Below are 15,750 nucleotides of genomic sequence, written 5' to 3'. Positions count from 1 at the left end.
GTGGTGGCGTAGACGAGCTGCTTGCCCTCGTAGGGGGCGACGGTGAAGTCCTTGAGCGAGACCCAGCCCGACTTCGGGTTCGCCAGCACGCCGGTGGAGTTCCACCGGTAGGTCGACGGGAGGTTGCACATACCGGTCGGCGTCGGGGTCGGCGTCGGGTTCGTTCCGCCGACCTGGACGAACTGCCACTGCTGGTTGTTGCCGCCCCAGTCGTCGTACTGGACGATGTTGGCGCCGTCGGCGGTGGAGGCGCCCTGGACCTCCAGGGCCTTGTTGCTGTTGCGGTTGATCAGGCGGACGTAACCGCCCGACGAGTCGGCCAGGCGCCACTGCTGGTTGGTGCCGTTGAGGTCGGACCACTGGACGACGGCGCCGCCGTTGGCGGTGGAGAAGCCGCTGACGTCCAGGACCTTGCCGGAGTGGCGGGACTTGACGCGGTAGTAGCCGCCGCCGGAGTCGACGAACTGCCACTGCTGCTGGTTGCCGTTGTTGCGCGTCCACTGGGTGATACGGGCGCCGTCGTTGGTGGCCAGGTTGTAGACGTCCAGGGCCTTGCCGCTGGTGCGGTTGACCAGGACGTACCAGGCGTTGGTGTCGACGGTCGCCGCGGTGGCGGAGGAGGTGGCCACGGTGAGCAGGGCGCCGGTGAGCACGAACGCCGCCATGGCTGCGATCAACACGCGCAGGCGATTTCGCCTGATAGGGCGCATGGTTCTCCCTTCAAGAACTTGTTAGCGTTAACATGACGATCATGAAGCTGCCCGGAAGGTGGCGCACTGCCGGTCCGCGGCGCTCGACGGGGCACTGATCGGGCCGACGCGCGGTACGTGGCCCCGGCGCGGCGGCCGGGGGGCCGTAAGGCCGTGGGAGCGGAACGACGACCGCTTCCCGCCGGCGGGCCCCGCGACCCGGTGAGGGGAGGTGCGTCCGATGCTTCTGGGCCGGCCGGAGGCCAGGTCGCGGCCGCCAGAAGTTGTTACCGCTAACATTCGAGGTTCGAGATCTTCATGGCTTGCTCCTCAGGGGGGTGATGTCGCGGAGTACATCCGACTGACCGGCCGGAGTCAACGAGTCGCGGTCCTCGCTGACCTGCGCATTGCCCTCGGCACGCTCCCCTGCCTGGACGTTCGTCCGGAGGGAGATCACCTAACGGCGCCTGCGCAAGTGAAAGTTTCACAGAAGTTACGACTTGGCAACCATAAACTTCGGGCCGAATCCAACGAATGTTCATAGCCAGGCTGTCAGATGCGGTGGCCTTCCTCCCGATCGACTCCCGGACCCGTCGGACCGGCGATCGGTCCGCCACGCGAGGTGAAGCGCCCGTGACGGCCGGGAGCAGCGAGAACGGTCATGATCGGGGAACGTGCGGCATCCCGGTACGCTCGCGATACGCCCCCGCCGAGGGGCCTCCGCCACCGGCCCGGCAGCGGCCGAGCGGGTCGAGACGGACAGTACGACGGCCGCCGTGGCGATCGGCGTGGTCCGGAAAACCGCTCCGGTGGAGGCGGGTCGAACCGGTCGCGGAGCCCGTCGTCCGCGACCGCGCGGCGGCTTTCGGGGGCGCCGAAAACTTTTCTTGATCTTGTGTAAGTTTCTGGCACGTGAACGGATTGACACCGCCGTGACGCGAACCTAGCGTTGATCGCGACGATGTTAGCGCAAACAACGACGTTGAAACGATCTTCATCGCCTTCCGGTCTTCGCGCCGGCAGGCGATTCTCTGTTCTCGAAGGAGAGTCGCTCGCCATGACCTGGCCGGTCCGTGCCTCGCCGCGGGTGGATGTCGCCCCAGGGTTCGTACGGACCCCGGATCCTTGAGAGGGCGAAGGCTCCGGGATGTGCTTCGCCGCGACCGGTGGCCGGAGGCGGCGAAGCACATGTGGATCAGGTCCGCGACAGGTCGCCGGCCGTCATACGCCCGTGATGGTCCACTGGTTGTTGGTGCTGCTGTTCGGAGTCCACATGGCCACGGTGGAACCGGCGGTGCTGTTGCCCATGCCGTCCAGGGCCGTGCCGGTGCCGCGGTTGATGATCTGGTTGCGGCCGTTGCCCACGCTGTTGAGGCGCCACTGCTGGTTGTTGCTGCCGTTCCAGGCCGCCTGCCGGGCGACGGCACCGTTGGCGGTGTTGCCCCAGCTGTCGATGACCATGCCGTTGGTGCGGTTGACGATGCGGTACCAGCCGCCGCCCAGGTCGACGAGCTGCCAATGCAGGTTGGTGCTGCCGTCGTTGCTGTTCCACTGCTTGAGGTTCGACCCGGAGGCGACGTTGCCGCCGCTGTCCAGGGCCAGGCCGGTGGTCCCGTTGGTGATCCGCGCATAGGTGGGCTGCTGCGGTGTGCCGGTTCCGGTCAGGCGGTACGTGTGGCCCGCCTGACCGGTCAGCGCGATGACGTCGGACTCGGGCTTGGTGACGGTGACGGCGGCGCCGCTGCCGGTGTCGACCACCTGGTAGGTGCCGGTGAAGATCCGGTTGCGGACGTTGACGGTCCCGTCGCGGTCGAACTTGACGAGGATCTCGGTGGCCGTGCCGGAGCTCCACGTCGTGTCCACGGTGTAGCCGCCGCGTCCCCGCAGGCCCTGCACCTTCCCGGCAGGCCAGGCGGACGGCAGCGCCGGGAGCACGTGCAGCTCGCCGTTGTGGCTCTGCAGGAGCATCTCCGCGATGCCGGAGGTGGCGCCGAAGTTGCCGTCGATCTGGAACGGCGGGTGCAGGTCGAACATGTTCGGCGCGAGCCGGGCCGTCGTCACCAGGAGACGGATGAGGGTGTGCGCGCGGGCGCCCTCCTCCATCCGCGCCCAGTAGTTGATCTTCCAGGCGAGTGACCAGCCGGTCCCGTCATCGCCGCGCAGTTCGAGGGTGCGCCGCGCGGCGGTGTACAGCGCCGGGGTGCCGCGCTTGGTGATCTGGTTGCTGGGGTGCAGGCCGTAGAGGTGGGAGACGTGCCGGTGGGCGGGCTCGGTCTCGATCCAGTCGTACAGCCACTCCTGGATGTTGCCGCGCGAGCCGGTCTTCATCGGAGGGAGCCGGTCCCGGGCGGACAGGACCCGGGTTCGGAAGTCGGAGTCGACGCCGAGCGCCTGGGAGGCCTTGGCGCAGCCGTTGAACAGGTCGCGCAGGATCTGGTTGTCCATCGTGGGGCCGGCGCAGACGCTGACGCCGCTGTGGTGGGCCAGCTCCGGGGAGTTCGACGGGTTCGTGACCAGGAACCCGAGGCTCGGTTCCTGCACGAGGGTGTCGAGGAAGAACTGCGCGGCGCCCTTCATCGCGGGGTAGTACTGCTGGAGGAACGCGAGGTCGCCGGTGAAGGTGTAGTGCTCCCAGATCAGGGTGGCCAGCCACGCGCCGCCGGTCTGCCACATGCCCCAGAACGCGCCGTCGACGACGGAGGTGGCCCGCCAGGCGTCGGTGTTGTGGTGGGCCACCCAGCCGCCCGCGTTGTACTGGACCTGGGCCGTACGGGCGCCGGTGACCGTCAGATCGTTGATCATCGCGAACACCGGCTCGAAGCACTCCGACAGGTTCGTCGTGTCGGCCGGCCAGTAGTTCATCGGCAGGTTGGCGTTGATGGTGTACTTCGAGTCCCAGGACGGCGCCAGCGAGTCGTTCCAGATGCCCTGCAGGTTGGCCGGCTGGGTGCCGGGCCGGGAGGAGGAGATCAGCAGGTAGCGGCCGAACTGGAACAGCAGCACCGAGAACTGCGGGTCGTTGACGCTGTTGTGCTGCGCGATCCGCACGTCGGTCGGCTGGTCGGCCGCCGAGGTGCGGCCGAGATCGAGCGTCGTGCGCCCGAACAGCCGCTGGTAGTCGGCGACGTGCCGGGCGCGCAGGTCGGCGAAGGTCCTGGCGGCGGCGGCGTTGAGATGCTGCCGCGCGATGCCCTGGTAGTCGCCGCTGACGTCGCGGAAGTTGCGGTAGCTGGAGCCGATCGAGATCAGCACCGTCACGCTGTTCGCGGCCGTCACCTGCAGGGTGCCGTTGGAGCTGCTGACGGTGCCGCCCTCGATGACGGCCTTGGCCAGGCCCTGGAACCGGACCGCGCCGGTCTTGCCCTCCATGTTGCCCGAGACGCCGTTGAGCGCCACGGTCGTGCCGTCCGGGCTGGATCGCGTCGTCTGCTGGGGGCTGTCGAACGTCGCGGAGAACGTGATCGAGCCGCCCCTGTCGGCGGTCAGGCGCATGACGATCACCTGATCCGGCGCGCTCGCGAACGTCTCGCGCTGGTAGCGCACGCCGTTCTTCAGGTACGACACCGTCGTGGTGGCCGTGGTCAGGTCCAGGTAGCGGTTGTACTCCGAGACCCCGGAGGTGTTGCCGAAGTTGAGTCGCAGGTTGCCGACGGTCTGGTAGGCCAGCTGGCCCGCGGGGCTGCCGAGCATGTTCTGGTCGATCAGGGTCTGGGCCTGGCTCCACTGGTTCTGGAAGACCAGCTGCCGGATCTGCCCGAGCGCCCCCGCGCCCCGGGTGTTGCTCTGGTCGTAGGGGCCGCCGGCCCAGACGGTGTCCTCGTTCAGCTGCAGCCGCTCGATGTCGACGTTGCCGAACACCATGGCGCCCAGGCGGCCGTTGCCGATCGGGAGAGCGCGCAGCCAGTCGGTGCCGGCACTCTCGTCGTACCACAGCGCCAGATCGCCTGCGGCGGTCACCGCCGCGGGGGGCGCCGAGGCGGCTCTGGCGGCCGCCGTCCACTGCAGGGGTAACAGCATGGAGCCGGCTCCGGCTGCTCCGATCTGCATCAGTCGCCGGCGTGACAGGTGGTTCTCGTCGGACATGTCGTTCCAATCGGTAGGGGGTGTGGCGGTTGGAAATGCCATGGCGGAGGAACGGGAGGGGTGCCTGAGGCGGGTTACTCCTGGACTTTGCCTCCGGTGAGACGGGACAGGATGAGGGCGATGAGGATGATGGCGCCGTTGAGGGCCTGGATCCACTGGGCGGGCACGCCGGCCAGGGTGAGGACGTTCTGGATCATGTAGAGGAGCAGGATGCCGGTGAACGCGCCGAACATGGTGCCCTTGCCGCCGTTGAGGCTGACGCCCCCGATGACGGCCGCGGCGAACACGGTGAAGATGGCGCCGTCGCCCTGGGCGGCGGCCACCGAGGCGAGGCGTCCCGACAGCAGCAGGCCTCCGAGGGCGGCGAGCAGGCTGGCGCCCACCAGGGCGGTCCACAGCACCCGGCCGGTGCGGATGCCGGCGGCCCTGGCGGCGTCCACGTTGCCGCCGATGGCGTACAGGGCGCGGCCGTAGCGGGTGAAGCCGAGCAGCACGATGCCGGCGGCGAACAGCAGCAGGCACAGCCAGATCGAGGCGGGCACGCCGAGCCACAGGGCCGAGCCGAGGTAGAGCATCGACGGCGGCAGGTTGAAGAAGGTCTGGCCGCCGGAGATGCCGGTGAGCAGGCCGCGCAGCACGATCAGCATGCCGAGGGTGACGATGAAGCCGTTGAGACCGAACCGCACGATCAACAGCGCGTTGATCGCGCCGATCAGCGCGCCGACGGCCAGGGTGACCGGGATCGCCCAGACGCCCGACAGCACGCCCAGCCCGGCGCCCGAGCCGACGGCGACGGTCAGCCAGGCGGCCACGCCCGGCGCGAGGCCGAACGTCGACTCCAGAGAGAGGTCCATCTTGCCGGCGACCAGGACGAGCGTCTGCGCCATGACCAGCAGCGAGATCTCCGACATGGTCTGCAGGATGTTGATCAGGTTGTCACCCTGCAGGAAGATCGGGTGGACGATCTGGCCGACGACGGCGATCACGATGATCGCGGGGATCAGCGCGAGGTCGCGCAGCCGGGCGAGTCGCACCCGTGGCCGTTCCTGCCGGGGGGCGTCGCTCTCCGGGGCGGGCGTACGGGTCTTCTCAGGCGTCGAGGGCATCGAGCCGGACTCCTTCCATGGCCGCCACCACGTCGTGGTCGTGCCATCCGGCGGCCATCTCCGCGACGAGACGGCCCTGGAACATCACCAGCAGCCGGTCGCACAGCCGCAGGTCGTCGAGTTCGTCGGAGGCGATCAACACGCCGCTCCCTTTCGCGGCCGTCTCCTCGACCTTGCCGAGCAGGAACTCCTTGGACCTCACGTCCACCCCGGCGGTGGGGGTGATCAGCACGAGCAGCCGGGGGTCGGAGGCCAGCGCCCTGGCCATGACGACCTTCTGCTGGTTGCCGCCGGACAGGCCCATCACGGGCAGGCCGGGGCCGGGGGTCTTGATCGCCAGTTTGGTGATCAGGATATTGGCCAGCCGGTCACGCCGGCGGCCGTTGATCAGGCCGGCCTCGCCGAGCCGTTCGGGAACGGTCATGGTGGCGTTGTCGGCGATCGACATCATCGAGACGAACCCCTGGTGATGCCGGTCGCGGGGGACGAAGCCGACACCCGCGGCGAGCGCGTCGGGCACGCTGCCGGGGCGGGGGCGGCGGCCGCCGACCTCGATCGCGCCCGAATCGGCCGCGCGCAGCCCGGCGACGGTCTCGGCCAGTTCGGTCCGGCCGCTGGCGGCCGCGCCCGCCAGGCCGACGATCTCGCCGGCCCGGACGTCGAAGTCGATCTCCCGGTAGGCGTCGCCGTACGACAGGTCGCGCACGCCGAGCACCACGCCGGCGTCGGCGGGCACGGACGCCCGGGAGAACGCGGAGGCCAGGCCGGTGGCCTCTCCCGTCATCGCCGCCACCAGCTCGGCGTGCGTCAGGTCGGCCACCGGGGTGGTCAGGATGTGCCGGGCGTCGCGGAAGACCGTGACCGTGTCGCAGATCTCGTAGATCTCCTGCAGGTGGTGGCTGATGAACAGGAAGGTCACCCCCTGTTCCTGCAGGGCGCGGATGCGGGTGAACAGCCGGGCGATGGCGGCGGCGTCGAGCTGGGCGGTCGGTTCGTCGAGGATGATGAACCGGGCGCCGAAGGACAGCGCACGGGCGATCTCCACGAACTGCCGCTGCTCGACGTCCAGCTCGCCGGCCGGCAGGCGTACGTCGACGTCCACCGACCAGGTGGCGAGCAACGTGGCCGCCTTGTGCCGCAGCGCGCCCCAGCGGACCAGCCCGAACCGGTTCAGGTCGTGGCGGTGCAGGTAGAGGTTCTCCGCCACGGTCAGCTCGGGGATGATCGTGGACTTCTGGTAGACGCAGGCCACCCGCCGCCGCCAGGCGTCGCGGTCGGCGAGGCGCGGGGCGGGTTCGCCGCCGAACCGCACCTCGCCCTCGTCGGGGGGCTGGAGGCCGGTGAGGATCGAGACCAGGGTGGACTTCCCGGCCCCGTTGCGGCCGACCAGGGCGTGGGTCCGGCCGGGCATGATCTGGATTCCGGCGCGGTCCAGCGCGACGGTCTCGCCGTATTTCTTGGTGACGCCCACCGCCTCGACGAGAGGCGTGGTCGTCTGGTCAGCCGCCAAGGTTGTTTCCCCATAGCGAGGAGTCGTCCGACTTGACGCTCTGGACGTCTCCGTAGGTGCCGCCGTCGGCGGTGACCAGGGGCGCGGAGAGCTGGTCTTCCAGCAGGCCCGGCCGCACCTGGACGATGGTGCTGTCGTGGTCGGTCGGGCCGGGCTTGAACGTCTTCCCCTCGATGGCGGCCTTGGTGTACTCCAGCGCGTACTTGGCGTACTGGTCGGCCGGCTGCGAGACGGTGGCGTCGATGTTGCCGGCGGCGATCTCCTTCAGCTCCTGGGGGATGCCGTCGTTGGAGACGACGAAGACGTGCTTGGGGTCGGTCGGAGGGACCAGCAGCCCGCGCTGCTTGAGCAGCTGGAGGGTGCCCGCCAGGGCGAAGCTCGACTGCATGTAGACGCCCTTGATGTCCGGGTTGGCGGTGAGCTGCGTCTGGAGCTTCTGCGAGGCGAGGGCGCCGTCCCAGTTGGTGGCCTCGCCGAACACCGTGATGTCCGGGTAGTTGGCCTTCATGCACTCGTTGAACGCCTCGGTGCGGTCGCGGCCGTTGATGGAGGCCAGGTCTCCCTGGAGCATCACGACCTTGCCCTTGCCGGACAGCTTCTCGCCGAGGAACTTGCACGCCTTCTCCCCGTACGCCCGGTTGTCGGCGCGGACCACCATGTAGGCGTCGCCCTGCTCGGGGCGGGTGTCGACCATGACGACGGGGATCTTCTTGGCGGTGAGCTGCTGCAGGGTGGGGGCCACGGCGGCGGTGTCCTGCGGCGCCAGCACGAGGCCCTTGACGCCCTGGCTGACGAGACTCTGCACGTTGGCGGTGAGCTTGGCGATGTCGTTCTGCGAGTTGGAGGTCTTCAGGTCGAGGCCGTTCTCGGCGCCGAACTGGGGGACGTACTTGATGAAGGAGTTCCAGAAGTCGGTGTCCGAGCGGGGGTAGTCCACCCCGACGACCGGCTTGGCGGCTCCCGGGGCGGCTGTGCCGGTGCCCGTGTCGCCGTCGCCCCCGCACGCGCCGGTCAGCCCGGCCGCCAGGGCGATGGCCGTTCCCAGGGCGAGTCCTCGGTTCATGGTCGTTCCTTTCCTGTGCTGGGCCGCAGCCGCAGTCCGTGCATGCCGCCGTCCACGGCCAGATCGGTGCCGGTGGTCGAGGCGGAGAGAGGGCTCGCCAGGTACGCGACGGCCTCGGCCACCTCGTCCGCCGAGACCAGACGGCCCATCGGCTGACGGGCGGTGAGCGCCCGGCGTTCCTGTTCGGGATCGGTGGCGGCCTCCAGCAGCCGGTTCACCCACGGGGTGTCGGCGGTGCCGGGGTTGACGCAGTTGACGCGGATGCCCTCCGTGACCAGGTCGGCCGCCATGGCCCGGGTCATGGCCAGCACCGCGCCCTTGGTGGAGGAGTACAGGACCCGGCTGGGCAGCCCGGCGGTCGCCGCGATGGAGCAGGTGTTCACGATCGCCGCGGCCCGTGACGCCCGCAGGTACGGCAGTGCCGCCCTGGCCACCCGGACCATGCCGAACACGTTGACGTCGAAGACCCGGCGCCATTCGTCGTCGTCGTTGTCCTCGATCCCGCCCTGGGCTCCGATTCCCGCGTTGTTCACCAGGATGTCGATGCCGCCGAGCCGGTCCGCGGCCTCGGCCACGGCGGTCCGCACCGACGCGTCGTCGGCCACGTCGGCCCGCAGCCCGAGCAGGGGCTCGGGCACGCCGGGGGACAGGTCGAGACAGGCCACGCGGGCCCCGCGCTCGGCCAGCAGGGTGGCGGTGGCCAGGCCGATGCCGGAGGCGCCACCGGTGACGACGGCCGTGAGCCCGTCGAAGGTGCCCATCACCCCACCTCTCCCGCGGCGAGGACCGTGTCGGCGCCTGTGTCGGTGCTGGTGCCGGCGGCCCACCGGGGACCGTGCGGGTAGGAGTACTCGGCGCGCGAGGCCGGGTGCATCTCGCCGCCTCCGCCCGGTTCGAGGGGAGCGACGTACCGGCCGTCCCTGATCACCACCGGGTCGGTGAAGTGCTCGTGCAGGTGGTCGATGTACTCGATGACGCGGTCCTCGGTGGTGCCGCTGACGGCCACGTAGTCGAACATCGCCAGGTGCTGGACCATCTCGCACAGGCCGACGCCGCCCGCGTGCGGGCACACCGGCACCCCGAACTTGGCGGCCAGCAGCAGGATGGCGATGTTCTCGTTGACCCCGGCGACCCTGGCCGCGTCGAGCTGCAGGATGTCGATCGCGCCCGCCTGCAGGAACTGCTTGAACATCACCCGGTTGTGGGCGTGCTCGCCGGTGGCGACCTTGATGGGCGCGACCCGCTCCCGGATGGCGGCGTGGCCGAGCACGTCGTCGGGGGAGGTGGGCTCCTCGATCCAGTACAGGTCGAACTCGGCGAGCGGGGCCAGGCGATCGATCGCCTGGCCGACGTTCCACGCCTGGTTGGCGTCCACGGCGATGCGCACGTCGGGGCCGACCGCCTCGCGGGCCAGCCGCACGCGCCGTGCGTCCTCGGCCGGATCGGCGCCGACCTTCAGCTTGATGAGGCGGAACCCGTCGGCGACCGCCTCCTTGGCCAGCCGGACCAGCTTGTCGTCGGTGTAGCCGAGCCAGCCGGGGGTGGTGGTGTAGGCCGGGTAGCCCTCGGCGAGCAGGCGCGCCCGGCGCCCGTCGCGGCCCGGCTCGGCGCCGCGCAGGATGGTCAGCGCCTCCTCCCGGGTGAGCGCGTCCTCCAGGTAGCGGAAGTCGACGACGTCGACGATCTCCTCCGGCGACAGCTCCGACAGCAGCCGCCACAGCGGCTTGCCCGCCCGGCGCGCGCGAAGGTCCCACAGGGCGTTGAGCACGGCCCCCGCCGCCATGTGGATGACGCCCTTCTCCGGGCCGAGCCAGCGCAGCTGGCTGTCACCGGTGAGCCGGCGCGACACCCCGCCGAGATCGCCGAGAACCTCGGCCACCGGCCGTCCGGTGACCAGCGGCGCCAGCGACTCCACGGCGGCGACGGCGATCTCGTTGCCGCGCCCGACGGTGAAGGCGAGCGCGTGCCCTTCCTGCCCGCCGTCGGTCCGCACGATCACGTAGGCGGCGGAGTAGTCGGGCTCGGGGTTCATGGCGTCGGAACCGTCGAGGTATCGAGAGGTGGGGAACCGGATGTCATGGGCCTCGACCGCGGTGATCAGCTCCGTCACGGTGACCCGCTCTGGCGATACGTGCGCACGAAGGTCTACCTCCAGCTGATGTTTCCGGAAGGTGAAGGGATCTTCACCACATGGACATGGGATGTCTTTGTAATCCTCCCGGTGTGATGTGTCTAGACCTTCTGGCGAAATACCGTAAATATGAGGAATTGGCTGAATATTTCAGGCCCTGTCGCGCATGTGCGGTCCATGTTTGCCTTGCGGTGGATCGCCCTTTCACGCGAACATGGGATGTCTGTTATGTTCCCGCGGTGACCAGCGCACCGATCGAGCGACTCCACGACCGGAGGCCGTGCCCATGTCCCTGACCGACGAGGCGATCTCCCGTATCCGGGCACTCGTCCAGTCGGGTGATCTTCCTCCCGGGGCGCGGCTGCCCCCGGAGCACCAGCTCGCAGCCCAGCTCGGCGTCTCCCGCAACGGGTTGCGCGAGGCGGTCAAGGCGCTGGTCGTGGCCCGGGTGCTCGACGTACGGCGGGGCGACGGCACCTACGTGACCAGCCTGGAACCGCGGTTGCTGCTGGAAGGGCTGGGGCTGGCCGTCGAGCTGCTGCGCGACGACACGCTGCTGGAGATCGTCCAGGTACGGCGGATGCTGGAACCCGCGGCGACCGCGCTGGCCGCGTCCCGGATCTCCGCCGGACAGCTCGCCGAGATCGGCGAGCACCTGGCCGCGATGCGCGCGGCCAGCGACGACGTGGAGAAGCTGAACCACCACGACGCCGCCTTCCACCGCGCCGTGGTGCGGGCGAGCGGCAACGAGACGCTGTCCACCCTGCTCGACGGGATCTCCGGCCGCACCCTGCGGATGCGGGTGTGGCGCGGCACGGTCGAGACCGGCAGCTCGCACAAGACCATCGCCGAGCACGAGGCGATCTACAACGCCCTGGCCGCCGGTGACGCGACGCTCGCCCAGGCGGCGGCGCTGGTGCACATCGGCACGACCGAGACGTGGTTTCGCTCGGTGCTCGAGGACGTGGAGGGCCCTCCGGCCGGGGCCGTCGGCGATCAGGGCCCGGCCGGTACTAAGATCGCCGACGGGCTCTGGCCGGAGCTCGGCGGTGAGGAGACACGATGAAGATCCGTTTGGCCTACGGGGAGACCGGCCTGACGGTCGAACTGCCCGACGAGACCACCACGGTGGTGACCCCCGTCCACCACGCGGCCGCGCCCGACCAGATGGGCGCGCTGCGGGCGGCTCTGCGCGACCCGGTGTCCGGGCCGCCGCTGCGCGAGAGGGTACGGCCCGGCCAGACCGTCGCCATCTCGGCCTGCGACATCACCCGCCCCCAGCCGCGGCACCTGATGATCCCGGCGATCCTCGACGAGCTCGACGGCGTCATCGACCTCGACGACGTGACCATCCTCGTCGCGACCGGCACCCATCGCGGCAACACCGAGGCCGAGCTGCGCGCGATGTTCGGCGACACGGTCGTGGACTCCGTGCGGATCGTCAACCACGACGCCCGCGACCCGGGATCGCTCACCTACCTCGGCCGCTTCGGCAAGGACGTACCGGTATGGCTGAACACCGCCTGGGTCGAGGCCGACGTGCGGATCACCACCGGTTTCGTGGAGCCGCACTTCTTCGCGGGCTTCTCCGGCGGGCCCAAGCTGGTCGCCCCCGGCCTGGCCGCGCTGGAGACCGTGCTCACCCTGCACGACGCCGCGCGCATCGGCGACCCCCGGGCCACCTGGGGAGTGATCGAGGGCAACCCCGTGCACGACGACGTGCGGGCCATCGCCGAGGGCACCGGGGTGACCTTCGCCCTCGACGTGATCCTCAACCGGGACAAGGACATCGCGGCGGCGTTCGGCGGCGACATCCTGCCCATGCACGCCGCCGCCACCGCCGCCGCCCGCCGGGTCGCCATGCGACGGGTCGAGGCGCCCTTCGACGTGGTGGTCACCACCAACTCCGGCTACCCCCTCGACCAGAACCTCTACCAGGCGGTCAAGGGCATGTCGGCGGCGTTCCAGGTGGTCCGGCCGGGCGGCGTGATCGTCTGCGCCGCCGAGTGCCGCGACGGCTTCCCCGACCACGGCTCCTACCGTGAGGTACTGGCCTCGGAGCCCTCCCCGCGGGCGCTGCTCGACGCGATCGCCGCCCGGCCGGTGACCGTCCCCGACCAGTGGCAGGTGCAGATCCAGGCGCGTATCCAGGCGGGCGCGCGGGTGGTGATGCACACCTCGTACCTCGGTGACGCCGACCTGGCCACCGCCCACCTGGAGCAGACCGACGACATCGCGGCCACGGTGACCGAGGCGCTGGCCGCCGCCGGGCCTGGCGCCCGCGTGTGCGTGCTGCCGGAGGGCCCGCAGACCATTCCCTACCTGTCCGGCGGCCGGGCATGAGCGAACGCGCGACGGACGCGGTGGACCTGGGGTTCGCCCGGGTCGACGTGGACCGGGAGGCCCGCCAGGGGACGCCCGAGGTCGTCTACGGGCCGGGCAAGACCGCCGAGGAGATCGCCGCCATCGTCTCCGCCCTGCTCATCCGCAACACCGGCCCGGTGCTGGCCACACGGGTCGAGGAGGCGGTCGCCGGACCCGTCCTGGCGGCCGTGCCGGGCGGATCCCACGACCCGGTGGCGCGGCTGCTGGTGTGGCGGCCGGCCACGACCGGGTCCTTCGCGGTCGCGGTGGTCACGGCGGGCACGTCCGACGGGCCGGTGGCGGCCGAGGCGGCGGCCGTGGCCCGGGCACTCGGGCTGGACGTCACCGTGGTCCGCGACGTGGGAGTGGCGGGAATCCACCGGCTGCTCGCCGAGACCGGGCGGCTGCGCGCGGCGGACGCGGTGATCGTCGTGGCGGGCATGGAGGGCGCGCTGGCCAGCGCCGTCGGCGGCCTCGTGGCGGCGCCGGTGATCGCCGTGCCCACCTCCGTCGGGTACGGCGCGGCCCTGGAGGGCGTCACCGCCCTGCTGGCGATGCTGTCCTCGTGCGCCGCCGGCCTCACCGTGGTCAACATCGACTCCGGCTTCGGCGCCGCCATGGCCGCTCACCGTCTCGCCCACACCGCCACCCGCCGCGCCTCCCCGCCCTCCCCGTCCCCGGCGGGCGCGGAGGCGGCGGAGCAGGGGGCAGGGCCGTGATCTGCTGGGTCAACCCGTTCACCGGGCTGGCGGGGGACATGCTGCTGGCGGCGCTCATCGACGCAGGGGCCCCGCTGGACGGCATCCGCGCGGCGGTGGGATCGACCGGTCTCACCGGCTGGGAGCTGACGGCCGGGCGGGTGGCCAGTCACGGGCTGGCGGTGACCCGGGTACGGGTCGTGGTCACCGACACGGCGACCGAGCGGCGGGCGGCCGAGCTGATCTCCATGGCCGGGGCCGCCCGGCCGGAACCGGTCGCCGCCCTCGCCACCGCCGCGCTGCGGGCGATCGCCGAGGCGGAGGGCGGGATCCACGGCGCCGACCCCGGCCGGGTGCACCTGCACGAGCTGGGCGGCCACGACGCCCTCGTGGACATCGTCGGCGTGGCCGCCGCGCTGCACCTGCTCGGCGTCACGGCCGTGCACTGCGCCCCGATCCCCCTCGGAACCGGCACGGTGACCACCCGCCACGGCGTGCTGCCCGTACCGGCCCCCGCGACCGCCGCCCTGCTGCGGGGGGCCCTGGTGACCGGCAGCGACCTGCCAGGGGAGACCGTGACCCCCACGGGGGCGGCGCTGCTGCGCGCCATGGGAGCGCGATACACCCCGCCGCCGGCGATGACCCCGGTGGCGACCGGCTACGGCGCGGGCACCCGGGAGCTTCCCGACCGCCCGAACGTCGTCGCCGTCACCATCGCCGAGCCCGCCCGCGAGGCCGGCACCGAGCCCCTGGTCGTCCTGGAGACCAACCTGGACGACGTCACCGGCGAGGTGCTCGGCCACACGATCGCCCGGGCCCTCGACGCCGGCGCCCTGGACGCCTGGGCCACCCCGGCCACCATGAAGAAGGGCCGGCCCGCGCACGTGCTGCACCTGCTGTGCCGCCCTCCCTCCGCGCCGGCCCTGCGGGACCTGCTCTTCGTCGAGACCGGCGCGCTCGGCGTGCGCGAGGCCGCGGTCGAGCGCACGGCCCTGCCCCGGCACACCACCGAGGTGGACCTGGCGGGCCATCGCGTGCGTGTCAAGCACGGACCCCACGCGGCCAAGCCCGAACACGACGACGTGGCCGCCGCCTCGGCCGCCCTCGGCCTGTCCCTGCGCGAGACGGCCGCCTGGGCGCTGCGGCTGACCCGCGAACGACCCCCTATGTGAGAGAGACCGGGATGACCTCCGACGCCAAGATCACCGCACTGCTCGACCGGTTGACGCCCCTGCCCTCGCTCGCCGTCGCCTTCTCCGGCGGAACCGACTCCGCGCTGGTGCTGGCGGCGGCGGTCCGGGCACTCGGGACCGGGCGGGTGCTGGCGGTGACGGCGGTCTCCGACAGCCTGGCGGCCGAGGAACTCGACGCGGCCCGGCGGTTCGCGGCCTCCCTCGGCGTACGGCACCTGCTGCCGGCCACCGCCGAGATGGCGAACCCCGCCTACCGCGCCAACGGCCGCGACCGCTGCTACTTCTGCAAGTCGGAGGTACTCGACGTGATCGGCCGGGTGGCGGCGGAGCACGGCGTCGCACACGTCGCCACCGGCACCAACGCCGACGACGCCGTCGACCCGTTCCGGCCGGGAATCAGGGCCGCCGACGAGCGCGGGGTGCTCGCCCCGCTGCGCGACGCCGGTCTGACCAAGGCCGAGGTACGCCGGGCCGGCAAGGCGTGGAACCTGGTCACCTGGGACAAGCCTGCCGCGCCCTGCCTGGCCAGCCGGGTGGCCTACGGCGTGGAGGTGACGCCGGCCCGGCTGCACCGGATCGAGACGGCCGAGCGGGCGGTGCGCCGCCTGCTGGTCCGAGCCGGCCTGCCGGTCACCGACCTGCGGGTACGCGATCTCGGCGACCGGGTGCGAGTGGAGGTGGCCGCCGACCTGACGCCCCGGGCCGCCGGCCTGCCGGGCCTGGTGTCGGCCGTACGCGAGGCCGGCTTCCCCGGTGCCCAGGTGGAGGTGGCGGCCTTCCGCTCCGGAGCCCTGAACATGGAGCCGCTCCGCCCGTGACCGGCCGGGGACGCCCCGCGCACCGGGATCGCCCGCGCGGGGCCCCGGTGACCGGGAGGCCGTACGGGCCGGTCACGGTCCGGCGAACCCGGGCC

General features: G+C 71.4%; 12 protein-coding genes. 5 read left to right on the top strand and 7 right to left on the bottom strand.

Features of this window, described 5'->3' with window-relative positions; translation table 11 throughout:
• From ACTOQ3_RS42420 to ACTOQ3_RS42390, 7 genes are all read right to left on the bottom strand, one after another.
• A partial coding sequence (locus ACTOQ3_RS42420) for a non-reducing end alpha-L-arabinofuranosidase family hydrolase (protein WP_440089666.1) occupies positions 1-680 on the bottom strand: 680 nt, incomplete at its 3' end.
• Between the two features lie 1,230 nt (positions 681-1,910).
• Positions 1,911-4,772 carry a glycosyl hydrolase family 95 catalytic domain-containing protein gene (locus tag ACTOQ3_RS42415; RefSeq protein WP_440089665.1) on the bottom strand — a complete coding sequence of 954 codons (2,862 nt, stop codon included), beginning with the start codon at positions 4,770-4,772 and terminating at the stop codon, positions 1,911-1,913.
• A gap of 74 nt (positions 4,773-4,846) precedes the next feature.
• On the bottom strand, positions 4,847-5,878 hold the full coding sequence (locus ACTOQ3_RS42410; RefSeq protein ID WP_440089663.1) for an ABC transporter permease: 1,032 nt from the start codon (positions 5,876-5,878) through the stop codon (positions 4,847-4,849).
• Positions 5,862-7,388, bottom strand: a complete 1,527-nt coding sequence (locus ACTOQ3_RS42405) for a sugar ABC transporter ATP-binding protein (RefSeq protein ID WP_440089662.1) — start codon at positions 7,386-7,388, stop codon at positions 5,862-5,864. The genes ACTOQ3_RS42410 and ACTOQ3_RS42405 overlap by 17 nt, the downstream gene beginning before the upstream one ends.
• The gene (locus ACTOQ3_RS42400; protein WP_440089661.1) at positions 7,378-8,451 is read right to left on the bottom strand and encodes a sugar ABC transporter substrate-binding protein; all 1,074 of its coding nucleotides are present in this window, start codon (positions 8,449-8,451) and stop codon (positions 7,378-7,380) included. The genes ACTOQ3_RS42405 and ACTOQ3_RS42400 overlap by 11 nt, the downstream gene beginning before the upstream one ends.
• Positions 8,448-9,212 (bottom strand): SDR family NAD(P)-dependent oxidoreductase, encoded by a 765-nt coding sequence (locus tag ACTOQ3_RS42395; protein ID WP_440089660.1) that lies wholly within the window; start codon positions 9,210-9,212, stop codon positions 8,448-8,450. Before ACTOQ3_RS42395 ends, ACTOQ3_RS42400 begins: the two co-directional genes overlap by 4 nt.
• The gene (locus ACTOQ3_RS42390) at positions 9,212-10,561 is read right to left on the bottom strand and encodes an enolase C-terminal domain-like protein (RefSeq protein ID WP_440089658.1); all 1,350 of its coding nucleotides are present in this window, start codon (positions 10,559-10,561) and stop codon (positions 9,212-9,214) included. The genes ACTOQ3_RS42395 and ACTOQ3_RS42390 overlap by 1 nt, the downstream gene beginning before the upstream one ends.
• Positions 10,562-10,868: 307 nt before the next feature.
• On the opposite strand from ACTOQ3_RS42390, the gene ACTOQ3_RS42385 reads away from it, so the two are divergent.
• From ACTOQ3_RS42385 to larE, 5 genes are read left to right on the top strand one after another with little or no spacing between them, the layout of a single operon-like run.
• On the top strand, positions 10,869-11,648 hold the full coding sequence (locus tag ACTOQ3_RS42385) for a FadR/GntR family transcriptional regulator (RefSeq protein WP_440089656.1): 780 nt from the start codon (positions 10,869-10,871) through the stop codon (positions 11,646-11,648).
• The gene (gene larA / locus ACTOQ3_RS42380; protein ID WP_440089654.1) at positions 11,645-12,925 is read left to right on the top strand and encodes a nickel-dependent lactate racemase; all 1,281 of its coding nucleotides are present in this window, start codon (positions 11,645-11,647) and stop codon (positions 12,923-12,925) included. Before ACTOQ3_RS42385 ends, larA begins: the two co-directional genes overlap by 4 nt.
• The gene (gene larB, locus ACTOQ3_RS42375; protein ID WP_440089652.1) at positions 12,922-13,665 is read left to right on the top strand and encodes a nickel pincer cofactor biosynthesis protein LarB; all 744 of its coding nucleotides are present in this window, start codon (positions 12,922-12,924) and stop codon (positions 13,663-13,665) included. Before larA ends, larB begins: the two co-directional genes overlap by 4 nt.
• Positions 13,662-14,816 (top strand): nickel pincer cofactor biosynthesis protein LarC, encoded by a 1,155-nt coding sequence (larC, locus tag ACTOQ3_RS42370; RefSeq protein ID WP_440089650.1) that lies wholly within the window; start codon positions 13,662-13,664, stop codon positions 14,814-14,816. Before larB ends, larC begins: the two co-directional genes overlap by 4 nt.
• 11 nt (positions 14,817-14,827) lie before the next feature.
• A complete protein-coding gene (gene larE / locus ACTOQ3_RS42365; RefSeq protein WP_440089648.1) occupies positions 14,828-15,655 on the top strand; it encodes an ATP-dependent sacrificial sulfur transferase LarE in 828 nt (275 codons plus the stop codon).
• Positions 15,656-15,750: the final 95 nt, after the last annotated feature.

This window comes from Streptosporangium sp. LJ11 (genome assembly GCF_051918945.1).
In the GTDB taxonomy this organism is placed as follows: domain Bacteria; phylum Actinomycetota; class Actinomycetes; order Streptosporangiales; family Streptosporangiaceae; genus Streptosporangium.
This window is presented reverse-complemented; position numbering and strand designations above follow the sequence as displayed.

What these genes read in the sequence shown, in the direction of transcription:
- larA (WP_440089654.1), top strand. Translation starts at nt 11,645, where the DNA reads ATGAAGATCCGTTTGGCCTACGGGGAGACCGGCCTGACGGTCGAACTG.
- ACTOQ3_RS42385 (WP_440089656.1), top strand. Translation starts at nt 10,869, where the DNA reads ATGTCCCTGACCGACGAGGCGATCTCCCGTATCCGGGCACTCGTCCAG.
- larB (WP_440089652.1), top strand. Translation starts at nt 12,922, where the DNA reads ATGAGCGAACGCGCGACGGACGCGGTGGACCTGGGGTTCGCCCGGGTC.
- ACTOQ3_RS42415 (WP_440089665.1), bottom strand. Translation starts at nt 4,772, where the DNA reads ATGTCCGACGAGAACCACCTGTCACGCCGGCGACTGATGCAGATCGGA.
- larE (WP_440089648.1), top strand. Translation starts at nt 14,828, where the DNA reads ATGACCTCCGACGCCAAGATCACCGCACTGCTCGACCGGTTGACGCCC.
- ACTOQ3_RS42400 (WP_440089661.1), bottom strand. Translation starts at nt 8,451, where the DNA reads ATGAACCGAGGACTCGCCCTGGGAACGGCCATCGCCCTGGCGGCCGGG.
- ACTOQ3_RS42410 (WP_440089663.1), bottom strand. Translation starts at nt 5,878, where the DNA reads ATGCCCTCGACGCCTGAGAAGACCCGTACGCCCGCCCCGGAGAGCGAC.
- ACTOQ3_RS42395 (WP_440089660.1), bottom strand. Translation starts at nt 9,212, where the DNA reads ATGGGCACCTTCGACGGGCTCACGGCCGTCGTCACCGGTGGCGCCTCC.